Here is a 25577-nt window from a genome sequence, read left to right as displayed (position 1 = left end):
TGAAAAGCCCCATTTTTATTGGCTAATTATTATGACAAATACACCTGTAAGCCGCTCTCAGGCCTGGCTGGAAAGTCTGCGTCCGAAAACGTTACCTCTGGCCTGTGCGGCAATCGTCGTTGGCACCGCGCTGGCGTGGTGGCAAGGGCACTTTAACGCGGGCGTTGCCGTGCTGGCGCTAATCACCGCAAGCCTGCTGCAAATTCTCTCTAACCTCGCCAACGACTATGGCGATGCGGTGAAAGGCAGCGATAAGCCGGACCGTATCGGGCCGCTGCGCGGTATGCAAAAAGGGGTTATCACCAAAGAGCAAATGAAGCGCGCGCTGATCATCACCGTCGGGCTTATCTGCGTCTCTGGTCTTGCTCTGCTGTTTACCGCTTCACAGACTACCGGTGATTTTATCGGCTTCCTGGTGCTGGGGCTGCTGGCGATTATTGCCGCCATCACCTACACCGTCGGCACGCGTCCGTATGGCTACATTGGCCTTGGCGATGTCTCGGTGCTGATATTCTTCGGCTGGCTGAGCGTTATTGGTAGCTGGTATTTACAAACGCACACCTTGAGCAGCGCCATTATTCTGCCTGCGACCGCCTGCGGTTTGCTGGCAACGGCAGTGCTGAATATCAATAACCTGCGCGATATCGACAGCGACCGGGAGAACGGTAAGAACACGCTGGCCGTGCGTTTAGGGCCGGTTAACGCCCGCCGTTACCACGTCTGCCTACTGATGGGGACGCTGGTCTGCCTGGCACTATTCAACCTGCTCTCGCTGCATAGTCCGTGGGGCTGGCTGTTTATTCTCAGCGCGCCGTTGCTGGTGAAACAAGCGCGTTTTGTGATGCGCGAGCGCTCCCCACAGGCGATGCCGCCAATGCTGGAAAGAACGGTAAAAGGGGCATTGTTAACTAACCTGCTGTTCGTCATCGGAATTGTGCTGAGCAAGACGCTGGCTTAACTGACAAATATCAATTAACAATTGATGATTTTGCCAACAATGCGTAGAGCGCGATATACTAAAATCACTCGCAGCGACTGAGCGTTAATCCTATGAAATACGATACTTCCGAGCTTTGCGACATCTACCAGGAAGATGTCAACGTAGTAGAACCCCTGTTCTCTAACTTTGGCGGACGGCTGTCGTTTGGTGGACAAATCATCACCGTAAAATGTTTCGAGGATAACGGGTTGCTGTACGATCTGCTCGAACAGAACGGCCGTGGCCGCATTCTGCTGGTCGACGGCGGCGGTTCTGTCCGTCGCGCGCTGATCGACGCCGACCTCGCCCGCCTGGCCACTCAGAACGAGTGGGAAGGCATCGTGGTATACGGTGCGGTGCGTCAGGTCGATGATTTAGAAGAGTTGGATATCGGCATTCAGGCGATTGCCGCCATTCCGGTTGGTGCCGCGGGCGAAGGCATCGGCGAAAGCGACGTTCGCGTCAACTTCGGCGGCGTAACCTTCTTCTCCGGCGACCATCTCTATGCCGACAATACCGGCATTATCCTGTCGGAAGACGCACTGGATATCGAATAAGCGCCTTACGCGTACAAAAAAGCCTTCTCATTGAGAAGGCTTTTTTTCACTCGAATCTGCCCGTTTCCGGGTAAACGCGACTTAGTACAGCTGTTTAGCGCATTCCAGCCAGTCACCTTTGAACGGACGCTTCATGTTTTCGATAGCGTCGATGATGTCATGGTGAACCAGTTTTTCGTTCTGAATACCGACACAGCGGCCGCCGAAGCCCTGCTGCAGCAGTTCAATCGCGTACGCGCCCATGCGGGATGCCAGGATACGGTCGTAAGGAACCGGGGAGCCGCCGCGCTGGATGTGGCCCAGAACGGTTGCACGGGTTTCACGGCCAGTTTCTTTCTCGATAAAGTGCGCCAGCTCGTCAACGTCACACATATGTTCGGTAATCGCCACGATCGCGTGTTTCTTACCTTTGGCGATGCCCGCTTTGATTTCGGCAACCAGGTCGTCGCGTTTGAATTCGATTTCCGGAACGACGATAAACTCACAGCCGCCCGCGATAGCCGCAGCCAGAGTCAGGTCGCCGCAGTAACGGCCCATGACTTCCACAACGGAGATACGCTGGTGAGAAGAAGAGGTGTCACGCAGACGGTCAATTGCTTCCACCACGGTGCTCAGGGCAGTGAAGAAACCAATGGTGTAGTCGGTGCCTTTGATGTCGTTATCAATGGTGCCCGGCAGGCCGATGCATGGGAAGCCCATTTCGGTCAGACGCACGGCACCCATGTAGGAGCCGTCACCGCCGATAACAACCAGCGCATCGATACCGCGTTTTTTCAGGTTTTCGATAGCCACGGCACGGATGTTTTCATCACGGAATTCTGGGAAACGCGCGGAGCCCAGGAAGGTGCCGCCACGGTTAATCATGTCAGACACGCTGTAACGGTCGAGCTGTACCATACGGTCTTCGTACAGGCCCAGATAACCGTCATAGATGCCCATGACTTCAATGCCTTCCGTCAATGCTGCGCGCACAACACCGCGAATGGCGGCGTTCATACCCGGCGCATCACCGCCACTTGTCAACACACCGATTTTCTTAATCATGACTACCTCTGAACTTAGGAATGCTAAAAATTAATTCTTCTGCCCGAAGCGCTCCCACAGTTGTAGGGGGGAGAGAACGACTCTATGTAGAGATAGTATATCAAGCGCTTCTTGCTGAATTGATTCAGGTCAGGCTAACCGGCGGTTATTTATACAAATAATGCCGACTTAGCTCACATTTAATACAACCACTGCGAAAGTTCAAACGTCTCTGTTTGCCTGCAGCATAACAGAGCACGGATCCTGATGAATAATCACGTCGGACCCAGGAAAACGATGCAAAATCGCCTGCTCCACCTGATCGGCAACGTGATGCGCCTGAACCAGCGGCAGGTTGTCTTCCATTTCAATATGAATCTGAATAAAGCGGGTCGGCCCTGACTGCCGCGTTCGGAGATCGTGAGCACCGCTTACACCAGGCCAGGTGGTCACGATGTCGAAAATTTCCTGACGTTCTTCATCGGGCAGCGCGCGATCCAATAACGATTGCACCGCTTCGTACCCCATGCGTAACGCGCTATATAGAATATAGATGCCAATTCCTAATGCAAACAGCGCATCGGCACGATGCCAGCCGTACCAGGAGAGGCCGAGCGCAACAAGAATCGCGCCGTTCATCATAACATCAGACTGATAATGAAGCATATCCGCGCGTACGGCCTGGCTCTGGGTTTTTCTGACCACCCATCGCTGAAACGTCACGAGGACTAATGTACTGATAAGCGCAATCACCGTCACTACCACGCCGATGCCCGGCTGGCTCATTGGCGTCGGCCGGGCCAGATGCTGGATCCCGGTCAAAAACAGGAACAGCGCCGAACCCGAAATAAACATACTTTGTGCCAGCGCCGCCAACGATTCGGCCTTACCGTGACCAAAAGTATGCTCCTCATCCGCCGGTTGCAGCGAATAGCGCACCACCAGCAAGTTGGTCAGCGAGGCGGCGATATCCACTAGCGAATCCACCAGCGCCGCCAGAATACTGACCGACCCGGTATACCACCACGCAAAGATTTTAATCACCAGCAGCACGGAAGCCATGACCGTTGCGGCGATTGCTGCACGACTTACCAGTCGTCCATAAGATTGATTCATAAACACTCCTGCTTTCGATCTGCGTAGTATAGCGGAATGTATGAGGGGTGCGCGGTGACGAATTTAAGACAAAAAAAACCCCCTCATCATGAGGGGGAAGACAGGGATGGTGTCTATGGCAAGGAAAAACAGGGTTTGTTACTGGTTGCTACGGGTATTGCTACTAAACAGGTTCTGACTCGGTACTGAACCTTGCTGCATCCGTGCAACGTCACGCAGCTGCTCCATACGCTGCTGGTGATTCTCATTTAAAGCCGCTTGCTGCTCCGGCGTTAACAGGCGGTACATCTGGTTGCGTACCCGCGCCATTTCTACCTGGCGGTTAACCTGCTCCTCGGCCATTTTCTCGGCCTGGGCTCGCACGGCGGCTTCATCAAATTTTTCTGCGGTGACAAGGCGATGCATTGTCTCCACTTCGCTAACATTAACAGGTGGACGATCGTGTCGTGCCCGTTGCATCAGATCGCGCATCTGTTGGCGCTGATGTTCGGTTAAACTAATACCGTCGAACATATGGCCCTGGCCGCTTCGCAGCGTATTGCTTTCCGCTGGGTGCCAATTAACGCTGGTGACGACTTCATCGGCCTGGCTATATGCACTGAATGCCAGCGTTGAGGCCATGACGGCAGCGATAACATTGCGCATCACATGCTCCCAAAAACTTTTGTGTCGCGATTCAACGAGAGACAGTTTACGATTCAGGCTGCAAACATGCGTCAGGGGGTGTAAAACAACGTAAAGTCATGGATTCGCTGGCTCTGATGACGTAATTTCTGCCTCGGAGGGATGAAAATATGAATAAAATTTTATTAGTTGATGATGACCGCGAGCTGACTTCCTTGCTCAAGGAACTTCTTGATATGGAAGGCTTTAATGTCCTTGTTGCCCACGATGGCGAACAGGCGTTAACGCTGATTGACGACAGCATCGACCTACTTTTACTCGACGTAATGATGCCGAAGAAAAACGGTATCGACACGCTGAAAGAATTGCGACAGACACACCAGACTCCCGTCATTATGTTAACCGCTCGCGGTAGCGAGTTGGATCGCGTACTGGGCCTTGAGCTTGGCGCGGATGACTATTTGCCAAAACCGTTTAACGATCGCGAACTGGTCGCCCGTATTCGCGCTATTTTGCGCCGTTCACATTGGAGCGAACAGCAGCAAAGTAGCGATACGAGCTCACCAACCGTAGAAGTTGATTCCCTAAGCCTGAACCCAGGGCGTCAGGAAGCTAGCTTCGATGGTCAAACGCTCGAGCTGACCGGCACTGAATTTACCCTGCTCTATCTGCTGGCACAGCATTTGGGTCAGGTGGTTTCCCGTGAACACCTGAGTCAGGAAGTCCTGGGTAAACGCTTAACGCCGTTCGACCGCGCGATTGATATGCACATTTCCAACCTGCGCCGGAAGCTGCCAGAGCGTAAAGACGGTCACCCATGGTTTAAAACCCTGCGTGGTCGCGGATACCTGATGGTCTCTGCTTCATGATAGGAAGTTTAACCGCCCGCATCTTCGCCATTTTCTGGTTAACGCTAGCGCTGGTGCTGATGCTGGTTTTGATGCTACCAAAGCTCGACTCCCGTCAAATGACCGAGCTGCTCGATAGCGAGCAGCGCCAAGGCCTGATGATTGAGCAGCATGTTGAAGAAGAGCTTGCCAACGATCCCCCCAACGATTTGATGTGGTGGCGTCGGCTGTTCCGCGCGATTGATAAGTGGGCTCCGCCGGGCCAGCGTTTGTTGCTGGTCACTAGCGAAGGTCGCGTGATCGGCGCAGAACGCAACGAAATGCAGATCATTCGTAACTTTATCGGCCAGTCTGATAATTCCGATCATCCGCAGAAGAAGAAGTACGGGCGCGTTGAGTTGGTCGGGCCTTTCTCCATTCGCGACGGGGAAGATAACTACCAGTTATACCTGATCCGCCCAGCAAGCAGTTCGCAGTCCGACTTTATCAATCTGCTGTTCGACCGGCCTTTACTGCTGCTTATCGTCACTATGTTGGTTAGCGCCCCGCTGTTGCTATGGCTCGCATGGAGTCTGGCAAAACCGGCGCGTAAGCTGAAAAACGCCGCGGATGAAGTGGCTCAGGGCAACCTGCGTCAGCATCCAGAGCTGGAGGCAGGGCCACAGGAATTCCTCGCCGCCGGTGCCAGCTTTAACCAGATGGTGATGGCACTTGAGCGAATGATGACGTCGCAGCAGCGACTGCTCTCTGACATCTCTCACGAGCTGCGTACGCCGCTGACGCGTCTGCAGCTTGGCACGGCGCTTCTGCGTCGTCGCAGCGGTGAGAGCAAAGAGCTGGAGCGTATTGAAACCGAAGCGCAGCGTCTGGATAGCATGATTAACGACATGCTGGTGATGTCGCGCAATCAGCAGAAAAGCGCGCTGGTCAGTGAAACCCTCAAGGCTAATCAGCTGTGGGGCGAAGTGCTGGATAACGCCGCGTTTGAAGCTGAGCAGATGGGCAAATCGTTTAGCGTCGATTATCCGCCGGGGCCGTGGCCGCTTTACGGTAACCCGAACGCGCTGGAAAGCGCGCTGGAGAACATCGTACGTAACGCCCTGCGCTACTCGCATACCAAAATTGCCGTCAGTTTCTCGGTGGATAAAGACGGCGTTACCGTCCACGTGGACGATGACGGCCCAGGTGTAAGCCCGGAAGACCGCGAGCAAATTTTCCGTCCGTTCTATCGTACCGATGAGGCGCGAGACCGTGAATCTGGCGGAACGGGGCTGGGGCTGGCGATTGTTGAAAGCGCCATGCAGCAGCACCGCGGCTGGGTGAAGGCTGATGACAGCCCGCTCGGCGGGTTACGGCTCACGCTGTGGCTACCGCTTTATAAGCGAACCTAAAAACCATCGGCCTGCGAATGCAGGCCGATTTTTTTGTATCGTCTAGCCCCACAACCTTCTGCTGTTATCTTCAATCTTGCCGCTCAAACGGCGCTTCTGCATGGTTCTGCTCCAGCTAACCGATAACCCGGCCGCGCTCAGCAGGCGGTGATACTGGTCGTCATCGAACGGCATATGCCAGGCAATAGCGGCGGCGTCATACACCGACACATCGCTCAGGCGCGACACCAACTCCAGCGGAGCGTCTGTGGAGACCTTACCCGGCGCAATCACCCGATACAGCCAGCCGACCTTACCGCTGTTCTGCATCAAAGATGCCATATCACTGATAGCAAAGTGGAAATTGAGTTTAAAGCACGGCGAACGCGGCTGGGTGACCTGGATCAGCGTCTCACCCCAGCGGTAAATATCACCGATAAAAACGTTGTGCTCGGTCATCCCTTCCGTTGACAGGTTTTCACCAAACGCCGGGGCGCAAAACAGGGCAGCCTGTTCGGGGAAGTCACGAATCAGGTCTTCATAATGTTCGCGGGGGAACTGGCACAGCGCGCGGTCGGGGCCGCCGTGGATTTTTTTCTCGGCCTGTTCATCACCCAACAGTCCCAGCTCGGTGAGTTCCAGTTCGCCATCCATCTGGACCTTCGCGATGGCGCTTGGGCGACTGCCGTCATAGTCACGGATTTTGCCAATAAACACGTCAACCGGATAATGCATCTGCTGCTCCTTAGGCGGATACAAAAAAAGCGAGTCATCAGACTCGCTTCTACAGACCGGCAATGCAAATTATTTTTTAGCGGCGAAACGCGCTGCTGCTTCGTCCCAGTTCACCACGTTCCAGAACTCTTTGATGTAGTCCGGACGACGGTTCTGGAATTTCAGGTAGTAAGCGTGTTCCCAAACGTCCAGGCCCACGATTGGGAAACCGGAAGCACCGGAAACGGCTTCACCCATCAGCGGGGAATCCTGGTTTGCGGTAGAAACCACAGCCAGTTTGTCGCCTTTCAGCACCAGCCACGCCCAGCCAGAGCCGAAGCGAGTTGCTGCTGCTTTTTCAAATTCAGCTTTGAAGTTATCTACGGAACCGAAATCACGCTCGATAGCCGCTTTCAGGTCACCCTGCAGGGTGGTGCCTTTTTTCAGGCCTTTCCAGAAGAAGCTGTGGTTAGCGTGGCCGCCAGCGTTGTTACGCAGAACGGTTTTCTTGTCAGCCGGCAGCTGGTCCAGTTTCGCGATCAGCTCTTCAGCAGACAGCGCAGCGAATTCCGGCAGGCTTTCCAGCGCTGCGTTAGCGTTGTTAACGTAAGCCTGGTGGTGTTTGCTGTGATGGATTTCCATCGTCTGTTTGTCGAAGTGCGGTTCCAGGGCATCGTACGCATAAGGCAGTGATGGCAGGGTATAGCTCATAATCATCTCCATTATTGTCGGGCGGCAAACCTGTAAACGCCGCGTAATCAGTTGGTTCATTATAGTTAATTAAATGATATTGAAAATGATTATCAATGCCGTAGTTTTTATAAGGTTATAACTTTAGGGCATAGATGTTTTTTTGTGAGCCTGAACAGCTAATTACACCACTTACTGCCAATGTATCTCCCTGAATGGCAACAGCCTGAAGGTTAAAAAAGCGCCAAATTTTTATCCTCATCCTGTCGGAAGACGATTACTACGACAAAAAATGGATGAGGATAAAATCAATGAACCATGCAATTACGATGGGTATATTTTGGCATTTGATAGGTGCGGCCAGTGCAGCCTGTTTCTATGCCCCGTTCAAAAAAGTTCAGCAGTGGTCATGGGAAACCATGTGGTCTATTGGCGGGATTGTTTCGTGGATTGTCCTGCCCTGGGCGGTTAGCGCCCTGCTCTTGCCCGACTTTTGGGCCTACTATCGTTCCTTCAGCGCTTCAACGCTCCTGCCGGTGTTTCTATTTGGCGCCATGTGGGGGGTCGGCAACATCAACTACGGCCTCACCATGCGCTATCTCGGCATGTCGATGGGGATCGGTATTGCCATTGGCATCACGCTGATTGTTGGTACGTTAATGACACCAATTATTAACGGCCAGTTTGACGTACTCATTCACACCCAGGGCGGCCAAATGACGCTGCTGGGTGTGCTGATAGCCGTGATTGGCGTCGGGATCGTCACCCGTGCCGGGCAGTTGAAAGAGCGCAAAATGGGCATCAAAGCGGAAGATTTCAACCTGAAGAAAGGGTTAATGCTGGCCATCATGTGCGGCGTCTTCTCCGCCGGGATGTCCTTTGCCATGAACGCCGCCAAGCCGATGCACGAAGCCGCCGCCGCGCTAGGGGTCGACCCGCTCTATACCGCGCTGCCAAGCTACGTGGTCATTATGGGCGGCGGCGCGTTGGTTAACCTCGGCTTCTGCTTTATTCGTCTGCTAAAAGTCAAAAACCTGTCGATAAAAGCCGACTTCTCGCTGGCAAAACCGCTGATAATCAGCAACATTCTGCTTTCTGCCTTAGGCGGGCTGATGTGGTATTTCCAGTTCTTCTTCTACGCGTGGGGCCACGCCAGCATTCCGTCGCAGTATGACTATATGAGCTGGATGCTGCACATGAGCTTCTATGTGCTGTGTGGCGGTCTGGTGGGGCTGATTTTGAAAGAGTGGAAAAATGCCGGACGCCAACCCGTTAGCGTGCTGAGTCTGGGCTGCGTCGTCATCATTATTGCCGCCAACGTCGTTGGGCTAGGTATGGCAAGCTAAACCGCGAACCTCAGGCGGCAACGCGACTCCGTTGCCGCCACTGCCCTGGCGTCATCCCTATCTCACGGTTAAATACCACCGAGAAGTAGTTACTATCCTCAAACCCGCAGCTCATTGCGACTTCGCCAATCAGCATTTCCGTGTGCTGGAGCAGATACTGCGCGTGGCAAATTCGCAGTTGGCGCAGGTAGTGGTTAACGGTCATGCCGGTCTGGCTGCGGAACTGCTGACGCAGAGCGCGTTCACTACAGCCCTGCTGCTCGCAGAAGGTATCAAGTACGAAAGGACGATTCAGGCTGCCCGCCAGCACCGTCAGCAGCTTGTCGAGCAAGGCTTCACTCTGCGTCGCCGCCTGGTTATCGGTGGCATAACGGTACCGCTTCAGGCATACCACCAGTTGGGCAAACAGTAGCTCGGACATCTCGTTGGCTAACGCGTCGTCTTTGCGGCTCTCTTGCTCCAACTGAGTCATTATCTGCCGCGCCTGCGTCATGCCGGTACTGCCTATCCGCCAGTGCGGTGCCCAATGCGAGCCGTGCAGCCCGGGAATATGAGCTACCCAATCGAGGTTGAGCTTTAAGCGCTCAGGACAGTAAATAATATTCTGTAAAACCAGATCGTTAACAGAGGCGTAAGAGTGTTTATCCTCGGCGCGAATGTAAAACAGGTCGCCGCGGGTAATACGATAGGGACGGTCGTTGAGAATGTGCAAACCGTTGCCGCGCCAGACCATCACCAGCTCGGAGAATTCATGGGTATGCTCAGCAAAGACATTTTGTGGATAGCGGTCAGCCACCGCCACGGCCTGCGCCGGGCTGGCAAAAAAATCGGCTTTTCGAAGAATTAACTGACCTGACACGCGGGCACCTCACGACTAACAACTCCTTATTATTCGCCGTTTCGAGGCAAAAAACGGTGATTGTCTTCTCGTTACTGAAGCAGGGTATCTCGCCCCTGGCGAATATCGCGTGGCGACCAGTCAAATTCGCGACGAAAAAGGGTAGAAAAGTGGTTACTGTCGCCAAAACCACAGTGATAAGCAATCTCGGTCACACTCTCATCGCTGTGGCGCAGCATATGGCGCGCTTTAATCAGGCGCAGACGGTTAAGGTAGCGCTGTGGCGTCAGGCCGGTGCAATGTTTGAGCTGGCGGTGCAGGGTACGCAAAGAGAGCGAGAAACGTTCCGCCAGCCCCTCCCAGCACACCTCTTCCGCGAAATGCTCTTCCAACCACGCCATCAGCTGATTCAGGCGCGCATCGTTATCCATCGCCCCCTGTTCCTGACTGCCTTTACGCAGCAGCACCAGCAGCTGCATAAACAGAATTTCGCGATTGGCCAGCGACATCATATCGGTGCTGTCGTTCGCCTCTTCCATCTGGCCGACGATCGCCCTCACCTGCTGTAGCGTGCTTTGGTTTACGCGCCAATGGGAAGGATAGTGACCGTCCTGCTCCTGCGGCAGCAGTTTATTCAGACCTGACAAGAACTGGAAAGCATCCGGCGCGCGATATAACACATTCGTCAGACAGAGGTTTTCCGTGTGCTCATATAAGTGCCGGTCAAAGTCGCGAACGAAGCAAACAGTGCCGCCACAAATGGTATGCGGCTGACCATTGAACACATGAATACCCGTACCGTGCTCAACAATAACAATCTCATTAAAATCATGATGATGCTCAGGAAATGCAGCCTGAGGAAGTCGAGGTTCGATAGCCACGGGAAGCTTGCCAGAAGAGAAGAAATCCACGCTGTGTAGTACGGTCATCGCGAGCCTCAACAAATGAGAAAGATTATCAGGATAGTAATATCCGATGAGCGATCTGACCTTGACGTTTTGACAGCAAACCGCGCAAAGCCGGTCGTTTTTTCAAGAAACAGCCGGAAAGATCGGGAAATGCGGTCATCATCACACCCCCTGAAAACCCTGCCATCGGCGGAATTTGTGAACTCTCTCACGTTCATCTTTGCTTTCTTGCCAGCGCCTAATTTCGCCTGTCAGTAACGAGAAGGTTGTGACATTGCGCTTTTTCTAGACTGTCTGGCAATGACTCATAGAAGGACTCTTGCCATGACTTTTCGCCATTGTGTGGCCGTCGATTTAGGCGCCTCCAGCGGACGCGTAATGCTGGCGCGCTTTGATGCCGAACAGCGTTCGCTTTCACTGCGCGAAATTCACCGTTTCGTGAACAATCTGCATAAGCAGGAAGGTTTCGATACCTGGGATATCGACGCGCTGGAAGCGGAAATCCGCATCGGCCTCAACAAAGTGTGCGATGAAGGCATTTTGATCGACAGCATCGGTATCGACACCTGGGGCGTGGACTACGTCCTTCTGGACAAGCACGGGCAGCGCGTTGGCCTGCCGGTGGCCTACCGCGATAGCCGCACCGATGGCGTCATGGCCCTGGCGATGGAACAACTGGGTAAAGGTGAGATCTATCGTCGCAGCGGCATTCAGTTTCTACCGTTCAATACGCTCTACCAGCTACGGGCGCTGGTTGAACAGCAACCGGAGCTGGTCAGTAAAGCGGCTCATGCGTTGCTGATCCCGGACTACCTTAGCTTCCGCCTGACCGGAAAAATGAACTGGGAATACACCAACGCCACCACCACGCAGTTGGTCAATATTAACAGCGATAACTGGGATGAAGACCTGCTGAACTGGACCGGTGCGCCGCGCGAGTGGTTCGGTACGCCGACCCACCCCGGCAATGTGATCGGTCACTGGATCTGCCCGCTGGGTAATAAAATCCCGGTGGTTGCCGTCGCCAGCCACGATACCGCGAGCGCCGTGATTGCCTCACCGCTGGCAGACCACGATGCCGCCTATCTCTCCTCCGGCACCTGGTCGCTGATGGGTTTTGAAAGTAAAACCCCGTACACCAGCGAGATGGCGCAGCGCGCCAACATCACCAATGAAGGTGGTGCGGAAGGGCGCTACCGGGTGCTGAAAAACATCATGGGTCTGTGGCTGCTACAGCGCGTCCTGAAAGAACAACATGTTGGCGACCTGCCTGAGCTGATTGCAAAAACGCAGGCGCTGCCAGCCTGCCGCTATCTGATTAACCCGAACGAAGACCGCTTCATCAACCCGGAAAACATGAGCGCGGAGATTCAGGCCGCCTGCCGCGAAACGGCACAGCCCATTCCGACCACGCCTGCCGAACTGGCGCGCTGCATCTTCGACAGCCTGGCGCTGCTGTATGCCGACGTGCTCAACGAACTGGCGCAGCTTCGCGGCAAGCCGTTCAGCCAGCTGCACATCGTGGGCGGCGGCTGCCAGAACCAGATGCTGAATCAGCTTTGCGCTGATGCCTGCGGTATTACCGTGGTCGCGGGACCGATTGAAGCATCAACCCTCGGCAATATCGGCATTCAGCTAATGACGCTGGACGAACTCACTAACGTTGACGATTTCCGCAAAGTGGTGACCGGTAACTACGGCCTCACCACATTCACCCCCAATCCAGACCATGAAATTGCCCGCTACGTTGCGCAGTTTCAGCAAAAACGACAGACAAAGGAGCTTTGCGCATGACCACTCAACTTGACCAAGCCTGGGAACTCGCGAAACAGCGCTATTCCGCTGTAGGTATCGATGTCGAAGAGGCGTTACGCCAGTTGGACCGTTTACCGGTTTCGATGCACTGCTGGCAGGGCGACGACGTCGCGGGTTTTGAAAATCCAGAAGGCAGTTTAACGGGTGGCATTCAGGCGACCGGTAACTACCCGGGCAAAGCGCGCAACGCTAGCGAGCTGCGCGCCGACCTGGAGCAGGCGCTGAGCCTGATCCCTGGGCCAAAACGTCTCAACCTGCACGCCATCTATCTGGAGTCAGACACCCCGGTAGCACGAGACCAAATCAAACCGGAGCACTTCAAAAACTGGGTTGAGTGGGCGAAAGAACACAAGCTGGGCCTCGATTTTAACCCGTCTTGCTTCTCGCACCCGCTGAGCGCAGACGGCTTTACGCTGTCCCACGCCGACCCGAAAATTCGCCAGTTCTGGATTGACCACTGCAAGGCCAGCCGCCGCGTTTCCGCCTACTTTGGCGAGCAACTGGGGACGCCTTCGGTGATGAATATCTGGATCCCAGACGGCATGAAAGACGTGACCGTTGACCGTTTAGCACCGCGCCAGCGTCTGGCCGCCGCGCTGGATGAAGTCATCAGCGAAAAACTGGACCCAGCGCATCACATCGATGCCGTTGAGAGCAAGCTGTTCGGCATTGGCGCAGAAAGCTACACCGTGGGCTCCAACGAGTTCTACATGGGTTACGCCACCAGCCGCCAGACCGCATTGTGCCTGGATGCTGGCCACTTCCACCCAACCGAAGTTATCTCGGACAAAATCTCCGCCGCCATGCTGTACGTGCCGCGCCTGCTGCTGCACGTGAGCCGCCCGGTACGTTGGGACAGCGACCACGTGGTGCTGCTGGACGACGAAACTCAGGCCATCGCGAGCGAAATCATCCGCCACGACCTGTTTGACCGCGTGCACATCGGCCTCGATTTCTTCGACGCCTCCATCAACCGCATCGCCGCGTGGGTTATCGGTACCCGCAACATGAAGAAAGCCCTGCTGCGCGCGCTGCTGGAGCCAACCGAACAGCTGCGTCAGCTGGAAGTTGACGGTGACTACACCGCGCGTCTGGCGCTGCTGGAAGAGCAGAAGTGCCTGCCGTGGCAAGCGGTGTGGGAAATGTACTGCCAGCGTAACGATACGCCTGCGGGCAGCCAGTGGCTGGAGAGCGTGCGCAGCTACGAGAAAGAGATTCTGAATAAGCGTAAATAATCGAGTGCGATTGCCGGATGGCGGCTTTGCCTTATCCGGCCTACGAAACAACAGCCGTTGTAGGCCCGATAAGCGCAGCGCCATCGGGCATTAAAGCAAACAGGACACAAAGACTATGCAGACCATTACCGATTCCTGGTTCGTCCAGGGCATGATTAAAGCCACCTCTGACGCCTGGTTAAAAGGCTGGGACGAACGCAACGGCGGCAACCTGACGCTGCGCCTGGACGATACGGATATCGCGCCGTTCACCGCTGATTTCCACGCTAAACCGCGCTATATCGCCCTGAGCCAGCCGATGCCAATGCTGGCAAATACGCCGTTTATCGTCACCGGTTCCGGCAAGTTCTTCCGCAACGTGCAGCTCGACCCGGCCGCCAACCTCGGCGTGGTGAAAGTCGATAGCGACGGCGCGGGCTACCATATTTTGTGGGGGCTGACTCACGAAGCTGTACCAACCTCCGAACTGCCGGCGCATTTCCTGTCACACTGCGAACGTATCAAACTGACCGGCGGTAAAGACCGCGTCATCATGCACTGCCACGCGACCAACCTGATCGCGCTGACCTACGTACTGGAAAACGACTCCGCGTTGATTACCCGCAAACTGTGGGAAGGCAGCACCGAGTGTCTGGTGGTCTTCCCGGACGGTGTCGGCATTCTGCCGTGGATGGTGCCGGGAACGGATGAAATCGGTCAGGCGACCGCCGTTTCTATGCAGCAACACTCTCTGGTGCTGTGGCCGTTCCACGGCGTCTTCGGCAGCGGCCCTACGCTCGACGAAACTTTTGGTCTGATTGATACCGCCGAAAAATCCGCAGAAGTGCTGGTTAAGGTGTACTCGATGGGCGGCATGAAGCAGACCATCACGCAGCAAGAACTGATTGCCCTCGGCCAACGCTTTGGCGTGACCCCGATGGCCAGCGCATTAAATCTGTACAAGTAAGAACATCGCATAACCCCTGCGGGCAACGATCCGCAGGGGAAAAAATTCTGTTACCTGCAAACCAACTAACTCAAAACCGTGGAGTACAAGCAATGAAAATAAAAGCAAGCTTCATCCTCACCGTTGCCGCCCTGGCGTTGTCCGGTTCCGCTTTAGCTGAAGTGAAAATTGCCCTCGTGGCGAAGTCATTAGGCAATGGCTTCTTCGAAGCCGCGAACGTTGGCGCACAGGAGGCGGCCAAAGAGTTAGGCGATGTTAAAGTCATTTACACCGGCCCGACCACCACCACGGCCGAGGCGCAGATCGAAGTGCTCAATGGGCTGATCGCTCAGGGCGTCGATGCGATCGCAATTTCCGCTAACGATCCCGATGCCGTCGTGCCGGTACTGAAAAAAGCCATGCAGCGCGGCATTAAAGTCGTGTCATGGGATTCCGGCGTTGCCGCCGGTGGCCGCCAGATTCACCTGAATCCGTCGAACAATCAGCTGATTGGTGAAACCAACGTTAAGCTTGCCGCCGATGCGCTGAAAGCGCTGAACGTGGAGAAAGGCGATGTCGCCATTCTGAGCGCGACCCCAACCTCCACCAACCAGAATATCTGGATTGGCGAGATGAAAAAGGTGCTGCCGAACTATCCGTCCATCAACCTGGTGACCGTGGCCTACGGCGACGACCTGTCGGATAAAAGCTACCGCGAAGCGGTCGGGCTGCTGAAGTCCTATCCGGACCTGAAAGTGATTGTCTCACCGTCTTCCGTCGGCATCGTCGCGGCGGCGCAGGCGGTGAAGGATCAGGGAAAAATCGGCAAAGTTTACGTTACCGGGCTGGGGCTGCCGTCTGAAATGGCCGGGGCGATTAAGTCCGGCGCGAGCAAAAGCTTCGCCATCTGGAACCCGATCGATCTGGGCTATGCCGCGACTTATCTCGCTGATGACCTGGTAAAAGGCACGGCAACCAAAACCGAAGCCAGCATGGGCAAGCTGGGCAAAGTGAAGCTCGATGCTGACGGCAACGGCGCGATGTCCGAGCCGTTCGTCTACGATGCCAGCAATATTGATAAGTTCTCAAAAATCTTCTGATGCGTTTTGTAGGCCGGATAAGCGCTAGCGCCATCCGGCAAAACGGCAGGTGCGCTATGGCTTACCTGCCCTACAAATCCCCTATGATGGAGAACGATTATGGCTACACCTTTGCTGCAGCTTAAGGGGATAACCAAAGTCTTCCCCGGCGTGCGCGCGCTTGAAAACGTACAGCTCGATCTCTGGCCCGGCAAGGTCACCGCGTTAATCGGTGAAAACGGCGCGGGCAAGTCCACGCTGGTCAAAGTGATGACCGGCATTTATCAGGCCGAAGAGGGCGAGATTCTCTACAAGGCCATTCCGATTACCCTGCCCACGCCGGACTCCGCGCACCGGGTAGGGATCACCGCTATTCATCAGGAAACCGTGCTGTTCGATGAACTCTCGGTCACCGAAAATATTTTTGTCGGCCAGTACCTCTACAAAGGCTGGCTGAAAAAGCTCGACTGGCCTGCGATGCACCAGAAAGCGCGGGAAATCCTCTCCCGCCTCGACGTGCAGATTGACCCGCGCGCCATCTTAAAAACCCTCAGCATCGCCCAGCGCCACATGGTGGCGATCGCGCGCGCGTTGTCATTTGAGGCGCAGGTGGTGATCCTCGACGAACCCACCGCCGCCCTCTCCCAGCACGAGATTCTGGAGTTTTATCAAATCGTTGAACGTCTGAAGCTGGAAGGCAAAGCCATCCTGTTTATCTCGCACAAGTTTGATGAAATTTTTGAGCTCGCGGATCACTACACCATCTTACGCGACGGCGTATACGTGGGCTCCGGCGCAATCAATGAGATAACCGAAGAGCGAATGGTTGCCATGATGGTAGGCCGTGCGATCACGCAAACCTACCCGAAAGTGGCCTGTGAAAAAGGCAGCGTGGTGCTGGAGGTCAAAGACCTTTGCCACCCGACCGAATTTGCCCATATCGACTTCACCCTGCGTAAAGGGGAAATTCTCGGCTTTTACGGCCTGGTCGGCGCCGGGCGCACCGAGCTGATGCAGGCGCTTTCCGGCGTGTCGCATCCGTCGTCCGGCGAGATAGTCCTGAACGGCAAACCGGTACGTTTTCGCCAGCCTGCTGATGCCATCAATGCCGGAATCGTCTGCGTGCCGGAAGAGCGACAAAAGCAGGGGGCGATTATCGAACTGCCGATTGCCCAGAACATTAGCCTGCCGCAGCTGAGCAAACTCAACCCGCGCGGCGTGCTCAACGACGCGCGCGAATGGCAGCTTGCCGACGAATACGCCCGACGATTGCAGGTAAAAGCCTTTAGCTGGCGACAGCCGGTGGAGACTCTCTCCGGCGGTAATCAACAGAAAGTGGTGATCGGCAAATGGCTGGCAACCCATCCTGACGTGATCATTCTTGATGAACCGACCAAAGGCATCGATATCGGCTCAAAGGCCGCGGTGCATCAGTTTATGTCCGAGCTGGTTGCTCAGGGGCTGGCGGTGATTATGGTGTCATCGGAACTGCCGGAAGTGATGGGCATGGCCGACCGCATTATCGTGATGCATGAAGGGCTGATGGTCGCGGAATATCAGGCCGGTGAAGCTACAGCAGAAACCATCGTCAGTGCCGCCAGCGGCGCGGGGAAGGAGGCAGCATAAATGTGGCAATCCTTATTTAAACACCGCGAAGCGCTGCTCGCCGCGGTCATCATTTTGATGATCGGTGCCATCGGCAGCCGCGTGCCGTCGTTCGTCTCACCGGGTAACCTGGTGGAAATGTTCAACGATACCGCCATCCTAATCATCCTCGCGCTGGGACAGATGATGGTGCTGCTAACCAAAGGCATCGACCTGTCGATGGCCGCCAATCTGGCGCTCACCGGGATGATCGTTGCGCTGCTTAACTTCCATTTTCCGACCGTTCCTGTATGGGCGTTACTGCTGCTAGCGACGGCGCTGGGGCTGGTGATGGGCATGATTAACGGCCTGCTGGTCTGGAAGCTCGGTATTCCGGCGATTGTGGTGACGCTTGGCACCATGAGCATCTACCGCGGGATTATCTTCCTGCTCTCCGACGGCGGCTGGGTCAACTCGCATCAGATGAGCGCCGATTTCCTCGGCCTGCCGCGCGCCTCACTGTTGGGTCTGCCGGTACTAAGCTGGTGTGCCGTGGCTGCGCTGCTGCTGGTCGGCTACTTCCTGCGCTTTAGCCGCACCGGGCGGGCGCTCTACACCGCCGGAGGCAACGCCACCGCCGCCTACTACACCGGGATCAACGCCGGGAAAATGCAGTTCGTCAGCTTCTGCCTTTCTGGCGCACTGGCCGGGTTCTGCGGCTATTTGTGGATCTCGCGCTTTGCCGTGGCCTACGTCGACGTCGCTAACGGCTTCGAACTTCAGGTAGTAGCTGCCTGCGTGATTGGCGGGATCAGCACCATGGGCGGTACCGGGCGTGTGGTGGGCTGCCTGTGCGGCGCGCTGTTCCTCGGCATCATCAACAACGCCCTGCCGGTGATCGGTATTTCGCCGTTCTGGCAGATGGCCATTTCCGGCGCGGTCATTGTGATTGCCGTCCTGCTGAACGAACGCGGCAATAAACGCAAAGGACGACTGATCCTGCGCGATGCCGCGCTGGCCCGACAAAAACAGGCGGTGCGCTCATGAGCAAAATAATGATGCCGGACGAGATTAAAACGGAAATCGCTGCGCCGTCGTTCTTCCAGCGTCTGCTGTGCTGGGAAGGCTTTTTACTGGCGGTGACGCTGCTGGTGTTTGTCGGGAACGCGCTGGCTTCGCCCTACTTCCTCAACATCTGGAACCTGTCGGACGCCACCTTCAACTTCACCGAGAAAGCGATCATCGTGCTACCGATGGCGATGCTGATTATCGCCCGCGAGATTGACCTGTCAGTCGCGTCGACCATCGCCCTGAGCTCCACGCTGATGGGCTTCTGCGCCGCCGCTGGAATGGACACGCCATTGCTGGTTTGCGTTGGGCTAGGGGTCGGCCTGCTGTGCGGGCTGTTTAACGGGCTGCTGGTCACCCGCTTTAACCTCTCTTCCATCGTCATCACCATCGGCACGATGAGCCTGTATCGCGGCATTACCTACATTCTGCTCGGTGACCAGGCACTGAACAAATACCCGGAGAGCTTCGCCTGGTTCGGCCAGGGCTACGTATGGGGCGCACTGTCGTTTGAGTTTGCGCTGTTTATCGTGCTCGCCGCAGCATTTGCCTTCCTGCTGCACAAAACCAACTTTGGCCGTCGCACCTACGCCATCGGCAATAACCCCACCGGCGCATGGTATTCGGGGATTAACGTTAAGCGCCACAACCTGCTGCTGTTCGCGCTGGTCGGGCTGATGTCTGGCCTGGCGGCGGTGCTGCTAACTTCTCGTCTGGGCAGTACCCGGCCCACCATTGCGATGGGCTGGGAGCTGGCGGTGGTGACCATGGCGGTACTCGGCGGCATTAACATTCTTGGCGGCTCCGGCAGCATGGTCGGCGTCATTATCGCCGCCTTTCTGATGGGGCTCGTCACCTTCGGGCTGAGCCTGCTAAACGTCCCCGGCATCGTCATGTCCATCATCATCGGCGCGATGCTGATCGTGGTGATTTCACTGCCGATTATTGCTCGCCGGGTGATGCAACGAAGACGAATTTAAAGATGCTCCTCACCCCACAGGATGAGGGGAAAACAGGATTTCATAAGTTAGGTATTTAAGGAGAAACACCATGAGTTTTATGTTAGCACTGCCAAAAATCAGCCTGCACGGCGCGGGCGCCATTGGTGATATGGTCAACCTGGTTGCCGGTAAGCAATGGGGAAAAGCGCTGATCGTCACCGACGGCCAACTGGTGAAAATGGGCCTGCTGGAGAGCCTGTTCACCGCGCTGGACGAGCATAAAATGTCTTATCACCTGTTCGATGAGGTTTTCCCGAACCCAACCGAAGAGCTGGTGCAAAAAGGCTTTGCCGCCTATCAGGCCGAAAACTGTGACTACATCATCGCCTTCGGCGGCGGCAGTCCAATCGACACGGCGAAAGCGATTAAGATCCTGACCGCCAACCTTGGTCCGTCAACCGCGTACTCTGGCGTCGGCAAAGTGCTGAATGCGGGCGTCCATCTGGTGGCGATCAATACCACCGCCGGTACTGCCGCAGAAATGACCAGCAATGCGGTGATCATCGATTCCGCGCGCCAGGTGAAAGAGGTGATTATCGATTCCAACATCATTCCGGACATCGCCGTTGACGATGCCAGCGTGATGCTCGATATTCCGGCTTCCGTCACCGCCGCCACTGGCATGGACGCGCTGACTCACGCGGTTGAAGCGTATGTCTCCGTCGGCGCACACCCGCTGACCGATGCCAACGCGCTCGAAGCCATTCGCCTTATTACTCTGTGGCTGCCGAAAGCCGTCGACGAGGGTCACAACCTGGAAGCTCGCGAGCAGATGGCATTTGGCCAGTATCTGGCGGGCATGGCGTTTAACAGCGCCGGTCTGGGTTTAGTACACGCGCTGGCGCATCAGCCGGGTGCCACGCACAACCTGCCGCACGGCGTGTGTAACGCTATTCTGCTGCCAATCATCGAGAACTTTAACCGCCCGAACGCCGTAGCGCGCTTTGCCCGCGTGGCGCAGGCGATGGGCGTTGATACCCGCAACATGAGCGATGAAGTTGCGAGCATGGAGGCGATCGCCGCCATCCGTAAACTCAGCGCTCGCGTGGGCATTCCTGAAGGGTTCAGCAAACTCGGCGTGACCAAAGCTGATATCGAAGGCTGGCTGGATAAAGCGCTGGCCGACCCATGTGCGCCTTGCAACCCGCGAACCGCCAGCCGCGATGAAGTTCGCGAGCTGTACCTGGAGGCCTTATGATCCGTAAAGCCTTTGTGATGCAGGTGAACGCCAACGCACACGAAGAGTACCAACGTCGCCACAGCCCAATCTGGCCGGAGCTGGAAGCCGTGCTAAAAGCACACGGCGCTCACCATTACGCGATTTATCTCGATAAAGAACGTAACCTGCTGTTTGCAACCGTAGAGATTGAGTCCGAAGATCGCTGGAACGCGGTGGCGAACACCGAGGTGTGCCAGCGTTGGTGGAAGCACATGACCGACGTGATGCCGTCTAACCCGGATAACAGCCCGGTAAGCGCAGAATTGAAAGAAGTGTTTTATCTGGAATAAATAAACGGTTTGTATACCGTGCCATATAAAAAGGCCTCTGTATCCAGAGGCCTTTTCCATTTTTAGAAATAGTATTTGAAGCGGACACGTGCGCCGTAGCGATCGTCATCAGAGGATGACTTTTTCATCACTCTGGATTTTAGAATAATAAGTCCCCAGATAAATATTAAAGTTCTCCATATTCATTACGTTTTTAATCCAATATGACGCATGGACTGTATGAATATCGTAAGTGCCTTCTTCCTGAATAATGCAGTTGTTATCACAGACTACACCCGCAAAATCGCTAATTTTATTGTGTGCGTAGATATAACCCACTTCAACATTTTTCCACCAGATATTAGTGGCCGCAGTAAAGTCATCTTCGTTAGTGGCGTCCAGATAGGCAGTGTTCAGGTTAAAGATAACGCCATTATCCGGGTCACCTTTAGTGGTATCCCAGGTCATGGTTAAACCATAGCCGGTACGGTCAGACTGATCGACAAACTCGCCTTTGCTGTTGGTATAACCGTAAGCGTTGTTCACCACGTTCGATTCCATTGCCGCGGAGAAAGAAAGCTCAGATGTTGGCTTCCAGTTCACAACCGGACGCAGATAGACGACGTTTTTATCCTGTTCCATCTTACGACCGTGATAGGTACGACCGTCTACATTCACGTTATCGCCGTCAGAAAAAAGAGTAGTACCGTCTTCAATCAGCGAGTTAAGTTCGAAGTACCAGTCATCTACCTGCTTACTCATCAGGAAATTACCACCCGCATCGGAACGACCGCGGCCTTCTTTCATCATATAGATGTAACCCTGACCATCGGTATACAGATCATTAGCTGTATTCCCCGAATGCTCGACAAAGGTATCCTGATTCAGTGGGAACATATCGAAAGCTTCGAAACGACCGACTTCCACTTTCCAGTCATTTTCCTGGCCGAAATTGAAGCGCGCATCATCAAGATTCATGGTGCCATACATATCGGCCAACGGTTGTATAGAGAAGCCAGCGAACTGACCGTTACTCATCTTACGCACCCCATCAAAACCAATCAGGATACGACCGTCCATATCCCATGTTCCAATGGAGTGATCTTCATTAAGTTTGCTCAGCGTACCGCGGCGGCTTTCGCCATCCATATTGAATTCAACGTCACCGTAGATTTTGAGATCGCCATAGCCGCTCAAAACAAGATTAGGTGTGGCCGCATTTTTCCTGGTTTCTTCCACTCTCGTTTCACCGTTCACCGGCGTATTGCCCTGAGCAGCTTTAATTTCTTTAATTTCAGCGGCCTGCTGTACCTGCAAATCCTGGACTTTTTGCTCAGCCCGATCGGCCCGGTTTTCTGCTGCTTCCAGACGGGATTCTAACTGTTCCAGTCGCTGCTCCAACGTCATTTTCGTTGTTTTAGCAAAACTAGTATTAGCCACTAATAATAATCCAATAGCGACAGCTAATGTCGTTTTCTTCATTATTCACTTTCCTTGAAATAAAGAATAACCTGGAAACCCCAAAAGAGATTTCATGCGCACTTATATAATAGTGATGAATGTTTTTATAATTCCCTTACCAGAATGAATACATTCTAAAGAGAAATTACATTTCTTAGCAGGCACACGAACACTAGCTAATAATTTTTAGCGCGTAAATAAGGGGAATGAAAAGATCGTGAGCGAGATAACATTGATGGAAGATAAAATAATAATAGCAGGATAAACTATAAATCCAAAATATAAGATATATAAACAAATAAAAATTAAATATTATTTTGATGTTATGATTTTAAAAAATAGATGCAGAATTATATATATCTGCATCTATCCACTTTCAGTTCTGCTCCGCGACCAGAATCGCCAGCGTATCCGGCTCCAGCGCTTTAAAAAGATGTGGCTCATCAGCGGGATAGCAGATGTAATCGCCCGCATTCAGCTCTTCCGGCGCTGCGGTCAGGCCAACCAGTGCTCGGCCCTGCGTGACAACAATATGCTCAATTGAACCAGGCGGGTGCGGCTGCGAGATACGGTCTGCACCAGGCTGCGTCGTCAGCAGATAGATATCGCGGCGCGCGCCCGGTGGGCAGGTCGCGAGTAATGTGGCCTGATAGTTGGCCTGCTCGGCAATCACCTTCGTCCCCTCACCCCGGCGGATCACCTGGGTTTTGTTGGGCTGCGGCTCAAGCAGACGGGCAAAAGGAATATCCAGCGCGACACAAAGTGCCCATAAAGTTTCCAGGCTAGGGTTACCGTTCCCGGCCTCAAGCTGCGAAAGCGTTGATTTGGCAATACCGGCGCGACGGGCGATTTCGGCCAGAGATAATCCGGTTCTTGCGCGCTCACGTACCAGGCTTTGAGCAATCACGCTGATTGGCTGTGTCATACACAACTCCATCGTTTTATTTATCGAACGAAACGTTCATCTTGAACTACCACACTGATTCGTTCATTATAATGGATATATCGTTCGATATGGTAAAATTCGATGTCATTAAAAATGTTCTCCTGTCTGAAAGGCAGCACAATTAAGGCCGTCTTTCTTGTTTGTCTCGCTGTCGGCGTAGTCGGCGTCTCTTATGGTTCGCTAGCAATGGCGTACGGCTTCCCGCTGTGGGTACCGCTGCTGCTCTCGGTCTCCGTCCTCGCGGGGGCGTCAGAATTTATGTTTATCGGCATTGTTGCCAGCGGCGGAAACCCGTTGGCCGCGGCGGCGGCGGGTCTGTTAGTCAACGCTCGTCATATTCCTTTTGGCGTGACGGTGCGTGACCTGGTGGGCAAACGCGCCGCCAGTTTTATTGGCTGCCATATCATGAACGACGAAAGCGTGGTCTTTGGCTTATCGCAACCCACCCCTGAACAGCGCAAAGCCGCTTTCTGGCTCTGTGGTCTTGGCGTCGCACTCTTCTGGCCGCTCGGAGCACTTTTTGGCGCAGCAGTCGGGAGATTATTGCCCGCACCAGAAACCATCGGGCTGGATGCCGTATTCCCGGCCATTCTGCTGGCGCTGGTGATCCCGGCCTTTAAAAATCGCACCACGCTTATCCGCGCCTGCAGCGGCGCGGCGCTATCGCTTGCCGCTGTACCGTTCGCGCCGGTTGGGCTGCCGGTTCTGCTCTCACTGTTTGGCCTGCTGGCGAGGAAAAAATAATGGGTAACATGACGCTGTTTATCGCCGGAATCGCCATTCTTTCCGTGGGGACCTATCTGATGCGTCTTGGCGGCGCGAAGCTGGGTAATCGCCTGGCCTTTTCCGAGCGCTCGCAGGCGCTACTTTCCGATGCCGCCACGGTGCTGCTCTTTTCCGTTGCGCTGGCGACTACGTTTTATGAGGGGGAGCATTTCTCCGGTGCGGCGCGCGTGCTGGGGGTAGGTTTTGCGGTATTTCTGGCCTGGCGCAAAGCGCCGCTTATCGTCGTGATTATTGCTGCTGCGGTAGTTACCGCACTGCTGCGTCTGGCAGGTATCAACTAATCCGGCCTACTGCTAAAACGAAAAAAGCGCCCTGGGGCGCTCTTTCTACAGTTGCTTAAGCTTATTTGTTCAGTTCAGCGGTCATGTGCACGCGGTTACCGGAATAAGCCTGGGTAATTTTGTAGGAGCTTGCACCAGCCTGTTCAGCCTGAGCTGCAATTTTCGCTTCTGCACCGTCAATGGTAGAGGCGGTTGCGGTCACGGTCTGAGCTGCGAAAGTACCGAAAGAAGCGGCAAGAGCGATAATTGCGACAAAATTTTTGATGCTTTTCATGATATAAACCCTTTAAGTTGATTGTTTGTGTAAGGCGTGTTGCCTTGATGTGATAAATAATAGTCCTCACATCGTTCAACGAAAAGCGGAAGAATTTGTTGTCATCATTCAAATTCATTGACCATGTTTACTCAAGCACAACAACGATCGTTCCATACATCGCGATAAATAATATTACCCTCGGTATACTTCCAGGTAATTGCCTCATAACGCAACTCGAGCGTTTCAAGATGGGTGCTACTCATGCCATTAGGGGCAAGGTAAGGGGAAAGCGTCGTGAGTTTGACGTTTTCCAGGATGATATTGAAATATTCAGACTCAATGCCCGACTCCAGTATTCGATACATCTTGATTATTGCTTTTTTCAGTGTTCGGCCCTCGCATACGGCGCGATACAGAATAGGTGTCGTTTGGTCAAATTCCTTCACTACCGTGATGGGGCGATGGACGCGCGTTCCTGTTAGCTTTCCCCAGTTTGGATCTACCGGGATAGTTACACCGTGAGAAAATGATTTTAACTCTATAGACCCCAGACGAAGTGGTATTAAACAACTACCAACGATCGGCGAACCATTTTCATCTTCAAGCCATAAATGCGCGGGTGCAGACATAGAATTCCCT

General features: G+C 54.4%; 26 protein-coding genes and 1 pseudogene. 16 read left to right on the top strand and 11 right to left on the bottom strand.

The window, feature by feature from the left end:
- Window positions 1-31 precede the first annotated feature (31 nt).
- Window positions 32-958 (top strand): 1,4-dihydroxy-2-naphthoate polyprenyltransferase, encoded by a 927-nt coding sequence (gene menA / locus GKAS_RS04825; protein WP_035892356.1) that lies wholly within the window; start codon window positions 32-34, stop codon window positions 956-958.
- A 92-nt stretch (window positions 959-1050) separates the two neighbouring features.
- A complete protein-coding gene (gene rraA, locus GKAS_RS04820; protein ID WP_035892355.1) occupies window positions 1051-1536 on the top strand; it encodes a ribonuclease E activity regulator RraA in 486 nt (161 codons plus the stop codon).
- Window positions 1537-1617: 81 nt separating this feature from the next.
- Here rraA and pfkA read toward each other — a convergent pair whose 3' ends face one another.
- The 3 genes from pfkA to cpxP form a co-directional block, all read right to left on the bottom strand.
- Complete coding sequence (gene pfkA / locus GKAS_RS04815; protein WP_035892353.1) at window positions 1618-2580, bottom strand: 6-phosphofructokinase; 963 nt, start codon at window positions 2578-2580, stop codon at window positions 1618-1620.
- A 201-nt stretch (window positions 2581-2781) separates the two neighbouring features.
- Complete coding sequence (gene fieF / locus GKAS_RS04810) at window positions 2782-3675, bottom strand: CDF family cation-efflux transporter FieF (protein WP_035892352.1); 894 nt, start codon at window positions 3673-3675, stop codon at window positions 2782-2784.
- Between the two features lie 138 nt (window positions 3676-3813).
- Window positions 3814-4320, bottom strand: coding sequence for a cell-envelope stress modulator CpxP (gene cpxP / locus GKAS_RS04805; RefSeq protein ID WP_035892351.1), 507 nt, complete (start codon window positions 4318-4320; stop codon window positions 3814-3816).
- Window positions 4321-4469: 149 nt separating this feature from the next.
- Between cpxP and cpxR the strand changes: the two genes are divergently transcribed.
- Window positions 4470-5168 (top strand): envelope stress response regulator transcription factor CpxR, encoded by a 699-nt coding sequence (gene cpxR / locus GKAS_RS04800; protein WP_035892350.1) that lies wholly within the window; start codon window positions 4470-4472, stop codon window positions 5166-5168.
- Window positions 5165-6538, top strand: coding sequence for an envelope stress sensor histidine kinase CpxA (cpxA, locus tag GKAS_RS04795; protein WP_035892349.1), 1374 nt, complete (start codon window positions 5165-5167; stop codon window positions 6536-6538). The genes cpxR and cpxA overlap by 4 nt, the downstream gene beginning before the upstream one ends.
- Before the next feature lie 42 nt (window positions 6539-6580).
- Here cpxA and yiiM read toward each other — a convergent pair whose 3' ends face one another.
- Window positions 6581-7315 carry a 6-hydroxyaminopurine reductase gene (yiiM, locus tag GKAS_RS04790; RefSeq protein ID WP_115073659.1) on the bottom strand — a complete coding sequence of 245 codons (735 nt, stop codon included), beginning with the start codon at window positions 7313-7315 and terminating at the stop codon, window positions 6581-6583.
- A 6-nt stretch (window positions 7316-7321) separates the two neighbouring features.
- Window positions 7322-7942 (bottom strand): superoxide dismutase [Mn], encoded by a 621-nt coding sequence (gene sodA, locus GKAS_RS04785; RefSeq protein WP_035892347.1) that lies wholly within the window; start codon window positions 7940-7942, stop codon window positions 7322-7324.
- Between the two features lie 290 nt (window positions 7943-8232).
- Between sodA and rhaT the strand changes: the two genes are divergently transcribed.
- Window positions 8233-9267 carry an L-rhamnose/proton symporter RhaT gene (gene rhaT / locus GKAS_RS04780; RefSeq protein ID WP_035892346.1) on the top strand — a complete coding sequence of 345 codons (1035 nt, stop codon included), beginning with the start codon at window positions 8233-8235 and terminating at the stop codon, window positions 9265-9267.
- 10 nt (window positions 9268-9277) lie between these two features.
- Here the strand turns inward: rhaT and rhaR are convergent, their stop codons facing one another.
- Both rhaR and rhaS (GKAS_RS04770) read right to left on the bottom strand, forming a co-directional pair.
- Entirely contained in the window at window positions 9278-10126 is an 849-nt protein-coding gene (gene rhaR, locus GKAS_RS04775) for an HTH-type transcriptional activator RhaR (RefSeq protein WP_035892345.1), read from the bottom strand.
- Between the two features lie 71 nt (window positions 10127-10197).
- Window positions 10198-11034 carry an HTH-type transcriptional activator RhaS gene (gene rhaS, locus GKAS_RS04770; RefSeq protein WP_035892344.1) on the bottom strand — a complete coding sequence of 279 codons (837 nt, stop codon included), beginning with the start codon at window positions 11032-11034 and terminating at the stop codon, window positions 10198-10200.
- 303 nt (window positions 11035-11337) lie between these two features.
- Here rhaS (GKAS_RS04770) and rhaB point away from each other — a divergent pair, with 303 nt between their 5' ends.
- From rhaB to rhaM, 9 genes are all read left to right on the top strand, one after another.
- Complete coding sequence (gene rhaB / locus GKAS_RS04765) at window positions 11338-12807, top strand: rhamnulokinase (protein WP_035892342.1); 1470 nt, start codon at window positions 11338-11340, stop codon at window positions 12805-12807.
- The gene (gene rhaA, locus GKAS_RS04760; RefSeq protein WP_035892341.1) at window positions 12804-14063 is read left to right on the top strand and encodes an L-rhamnose isomerase; all 1260 of its coding nucleotides are present in this window, start codon (window positions 12804-12806) and stop codon (window positions 14061-14063) included. Before rhaB ends, rhaA begins: the two co-directional genes overlap by 4 nt.
- A 115-nt stretch (window positions 14064-14178) precedes the next feature.
- Complete coding sequence (rhaD, locus tag GKAS_RS04755; protein ID WP_035892340.1) at window positions 14179-15009, top strand: rhamnulose-1-phosphate aldolase; 831 nt, start codon at window positions 14179-14181, stop codon at window positions 15007-15009.
- A gap of 92 nt (window positions 15010-15101) precedes the next feature.
- On the top strand, window positions 15102-16088 hold the full coding sequence (rhaS, locus tag GKAS_RS04750; protein ID WP_035892339.1) for a rhamnose ABC transporter substrate-binding protein: 987 nt from the start codon (window positions 15102-15104) through the stop codon (window positions 16086-16088).
- 99 nt (window positions 16089-16187) lie between these two features.
- The gene (locus tag GKAS_RS04745) at window positions 16188-17693 is read left to right on the top strand and encodes a sugar ABC transporter ATP-binding protein (RefSeq protein ID WP_035892338.1); all 1506 of its coding nucleotides are present in this window, start codon (window positions 16188-16190) and stop codon (window positions 17691-17693) included.
- Window positions 17694-18698 carry an ABC transporter permease gene (locus tag GKAS_RS04740; RefSeq protein ID WP_035892337.1) on the top strand — a complete coding sequence of 335 codons (1005 nt, stop codon included), beginning with the start codon at window positions 17694-17696 and terminating at the stop codon, window positions 18696-18698.
- The gene (locus GKAS_RS04735) at window positions 18695-19699 is read left to right on the top strand and encodes an ABC transporter permease (RefSeq protein ID WP_035892336.1); all 1005 of its coding nucleotides are present in this window, start codon (window positions 18695-18697) and stop codon (window positions 19697-19699) included. Before GKAS_RS04740 ends, GKAS_RS04735 begins: the two co-directional genes overlap by 4 nt.
- Before the next feature lie 70 nt (window positions 19700-19769).
- Window positions 19770-20918 carry a lactaldehyde reductase gene (gene fucO, locus GKAS_RS04730; RefSeq protein ID WP_035892335.1) on the top strand — a complete coding sequence of 383 codons (1149 nt, stop codon included), beginning with the start codon at window positions 19770-19772 and terminating at the stop codon, window positions 20916-20918.
- Complete coding sequence (gene rhaM, locus GKAS_RS04725; RefSeq protein WP_035892333.1) at window positions 20915-21229, top strand: L-rhamnose mutarotase; 315 nt, start codon at window positions 20915-20917, stop codon at window positions 21227-21229. The genes fucO and rhaM overlap by 4 nt, the downstream gene beginning before the upstream one ends.
- A 62-nt stretch (window positions 21230-21291) precedes the next feature.
- Here the strand turns inward: rhaM and GKAS_RS04720 are convergent.
- Window positions 21292-22690: pseudogene (locus GKAS_RS04720) on the bottom strand (carbohydrate porin).
- A gap of 355 nt (window positions 22691-23045) precedes the next feature.
- Complete coding sequence (locus tag GKAS_RS04715; RefSeq protein WP_035892332.1) at window positions 23046-23594, bottom strand: helix-turn-helix domain-containing protein; 549 nt, start codon at window positions 23592-23594, stop codon at window positions 23046-23048.
- 114 nt (window positions 23595-23708) lie between these two features.
- On the opposite strand from GKAS_RS04715, the gene GKAS_RS04710 reads away from it, so the two are divergent.
- Window positions 23709-24359 (top strand): AzlC family ABC transporter permease, encoded by a 651-nt coding sequence (locus GKAS_RS04710; protein ID WP_115074394.1) that lies wholly within the window; start codon window positions 23709-23711, stop codon window positions 24357-24359.
- Window positions 24359-24682 (top strand): AzlD domain-containing protein, encoded by a 324-nt coding sequence (locus GKAS_RS04705; RefSeq protein ID WP_035892330.1) that lies wholly within the window; start codon window positions 24359-24361, stop codon window positions 24680-24682. The genes GKAS_RS04710 and GKAS_RS04705 overlap by 1 nt, the downstream gene beginning before the upstream one ends.
- Window positions 24683-24743: 61 nt before the next feature.
- On the opposite strand, the gene GKAS_RS04700 is transcribed toward GKAS_RS04705, so the two are convergent.
- Both GKAS_RS04700 and GKAS_RS04695 read right to left on the bottom strand, forming a co-directional pair.
- On the bottom strand, window positions 24744-24956 hold the full coding sequence (locus GKAS_RS04700; RefSeq protein ID WP_035892329.1) for a YdgH/BhsA/McbA family protein: 213 nt from the start codon (window positions 24954-24956) through the stop codon (window positions 24744-24746).
- A 131-nt stretch (window positions 24957-25087) separates the two neighbouring features.
- Window positions 25088-25567, bottom strand: coding sequence for an Hcp family type VI secretion system effector (locus tag GKAS_RS04695; protein WP_035892328.1), 480 nt, complete (start codon window positions 25565-25567; stop codon window positions 25088-25090).
- Window positions 25568-25577 lie beyond the last annotated feature (10 nt).

It is taken from the genome of Kluyvera ascorbata ATCC 33433, from assembly GCF_000735365.1.
In the GTDB taxonomy this organism is placed as follows: Bacteria; Pseudomonadota; Gammaproteobacteria; order Enterobacterales; family Enterobacteriaceae; genus Kluyvera; species Kluyvera ascorbata.
Note: the sequence above shows the minus strand (reverse complement) of the source record. Positions and strands in the feature narration are given on the sequence as shown.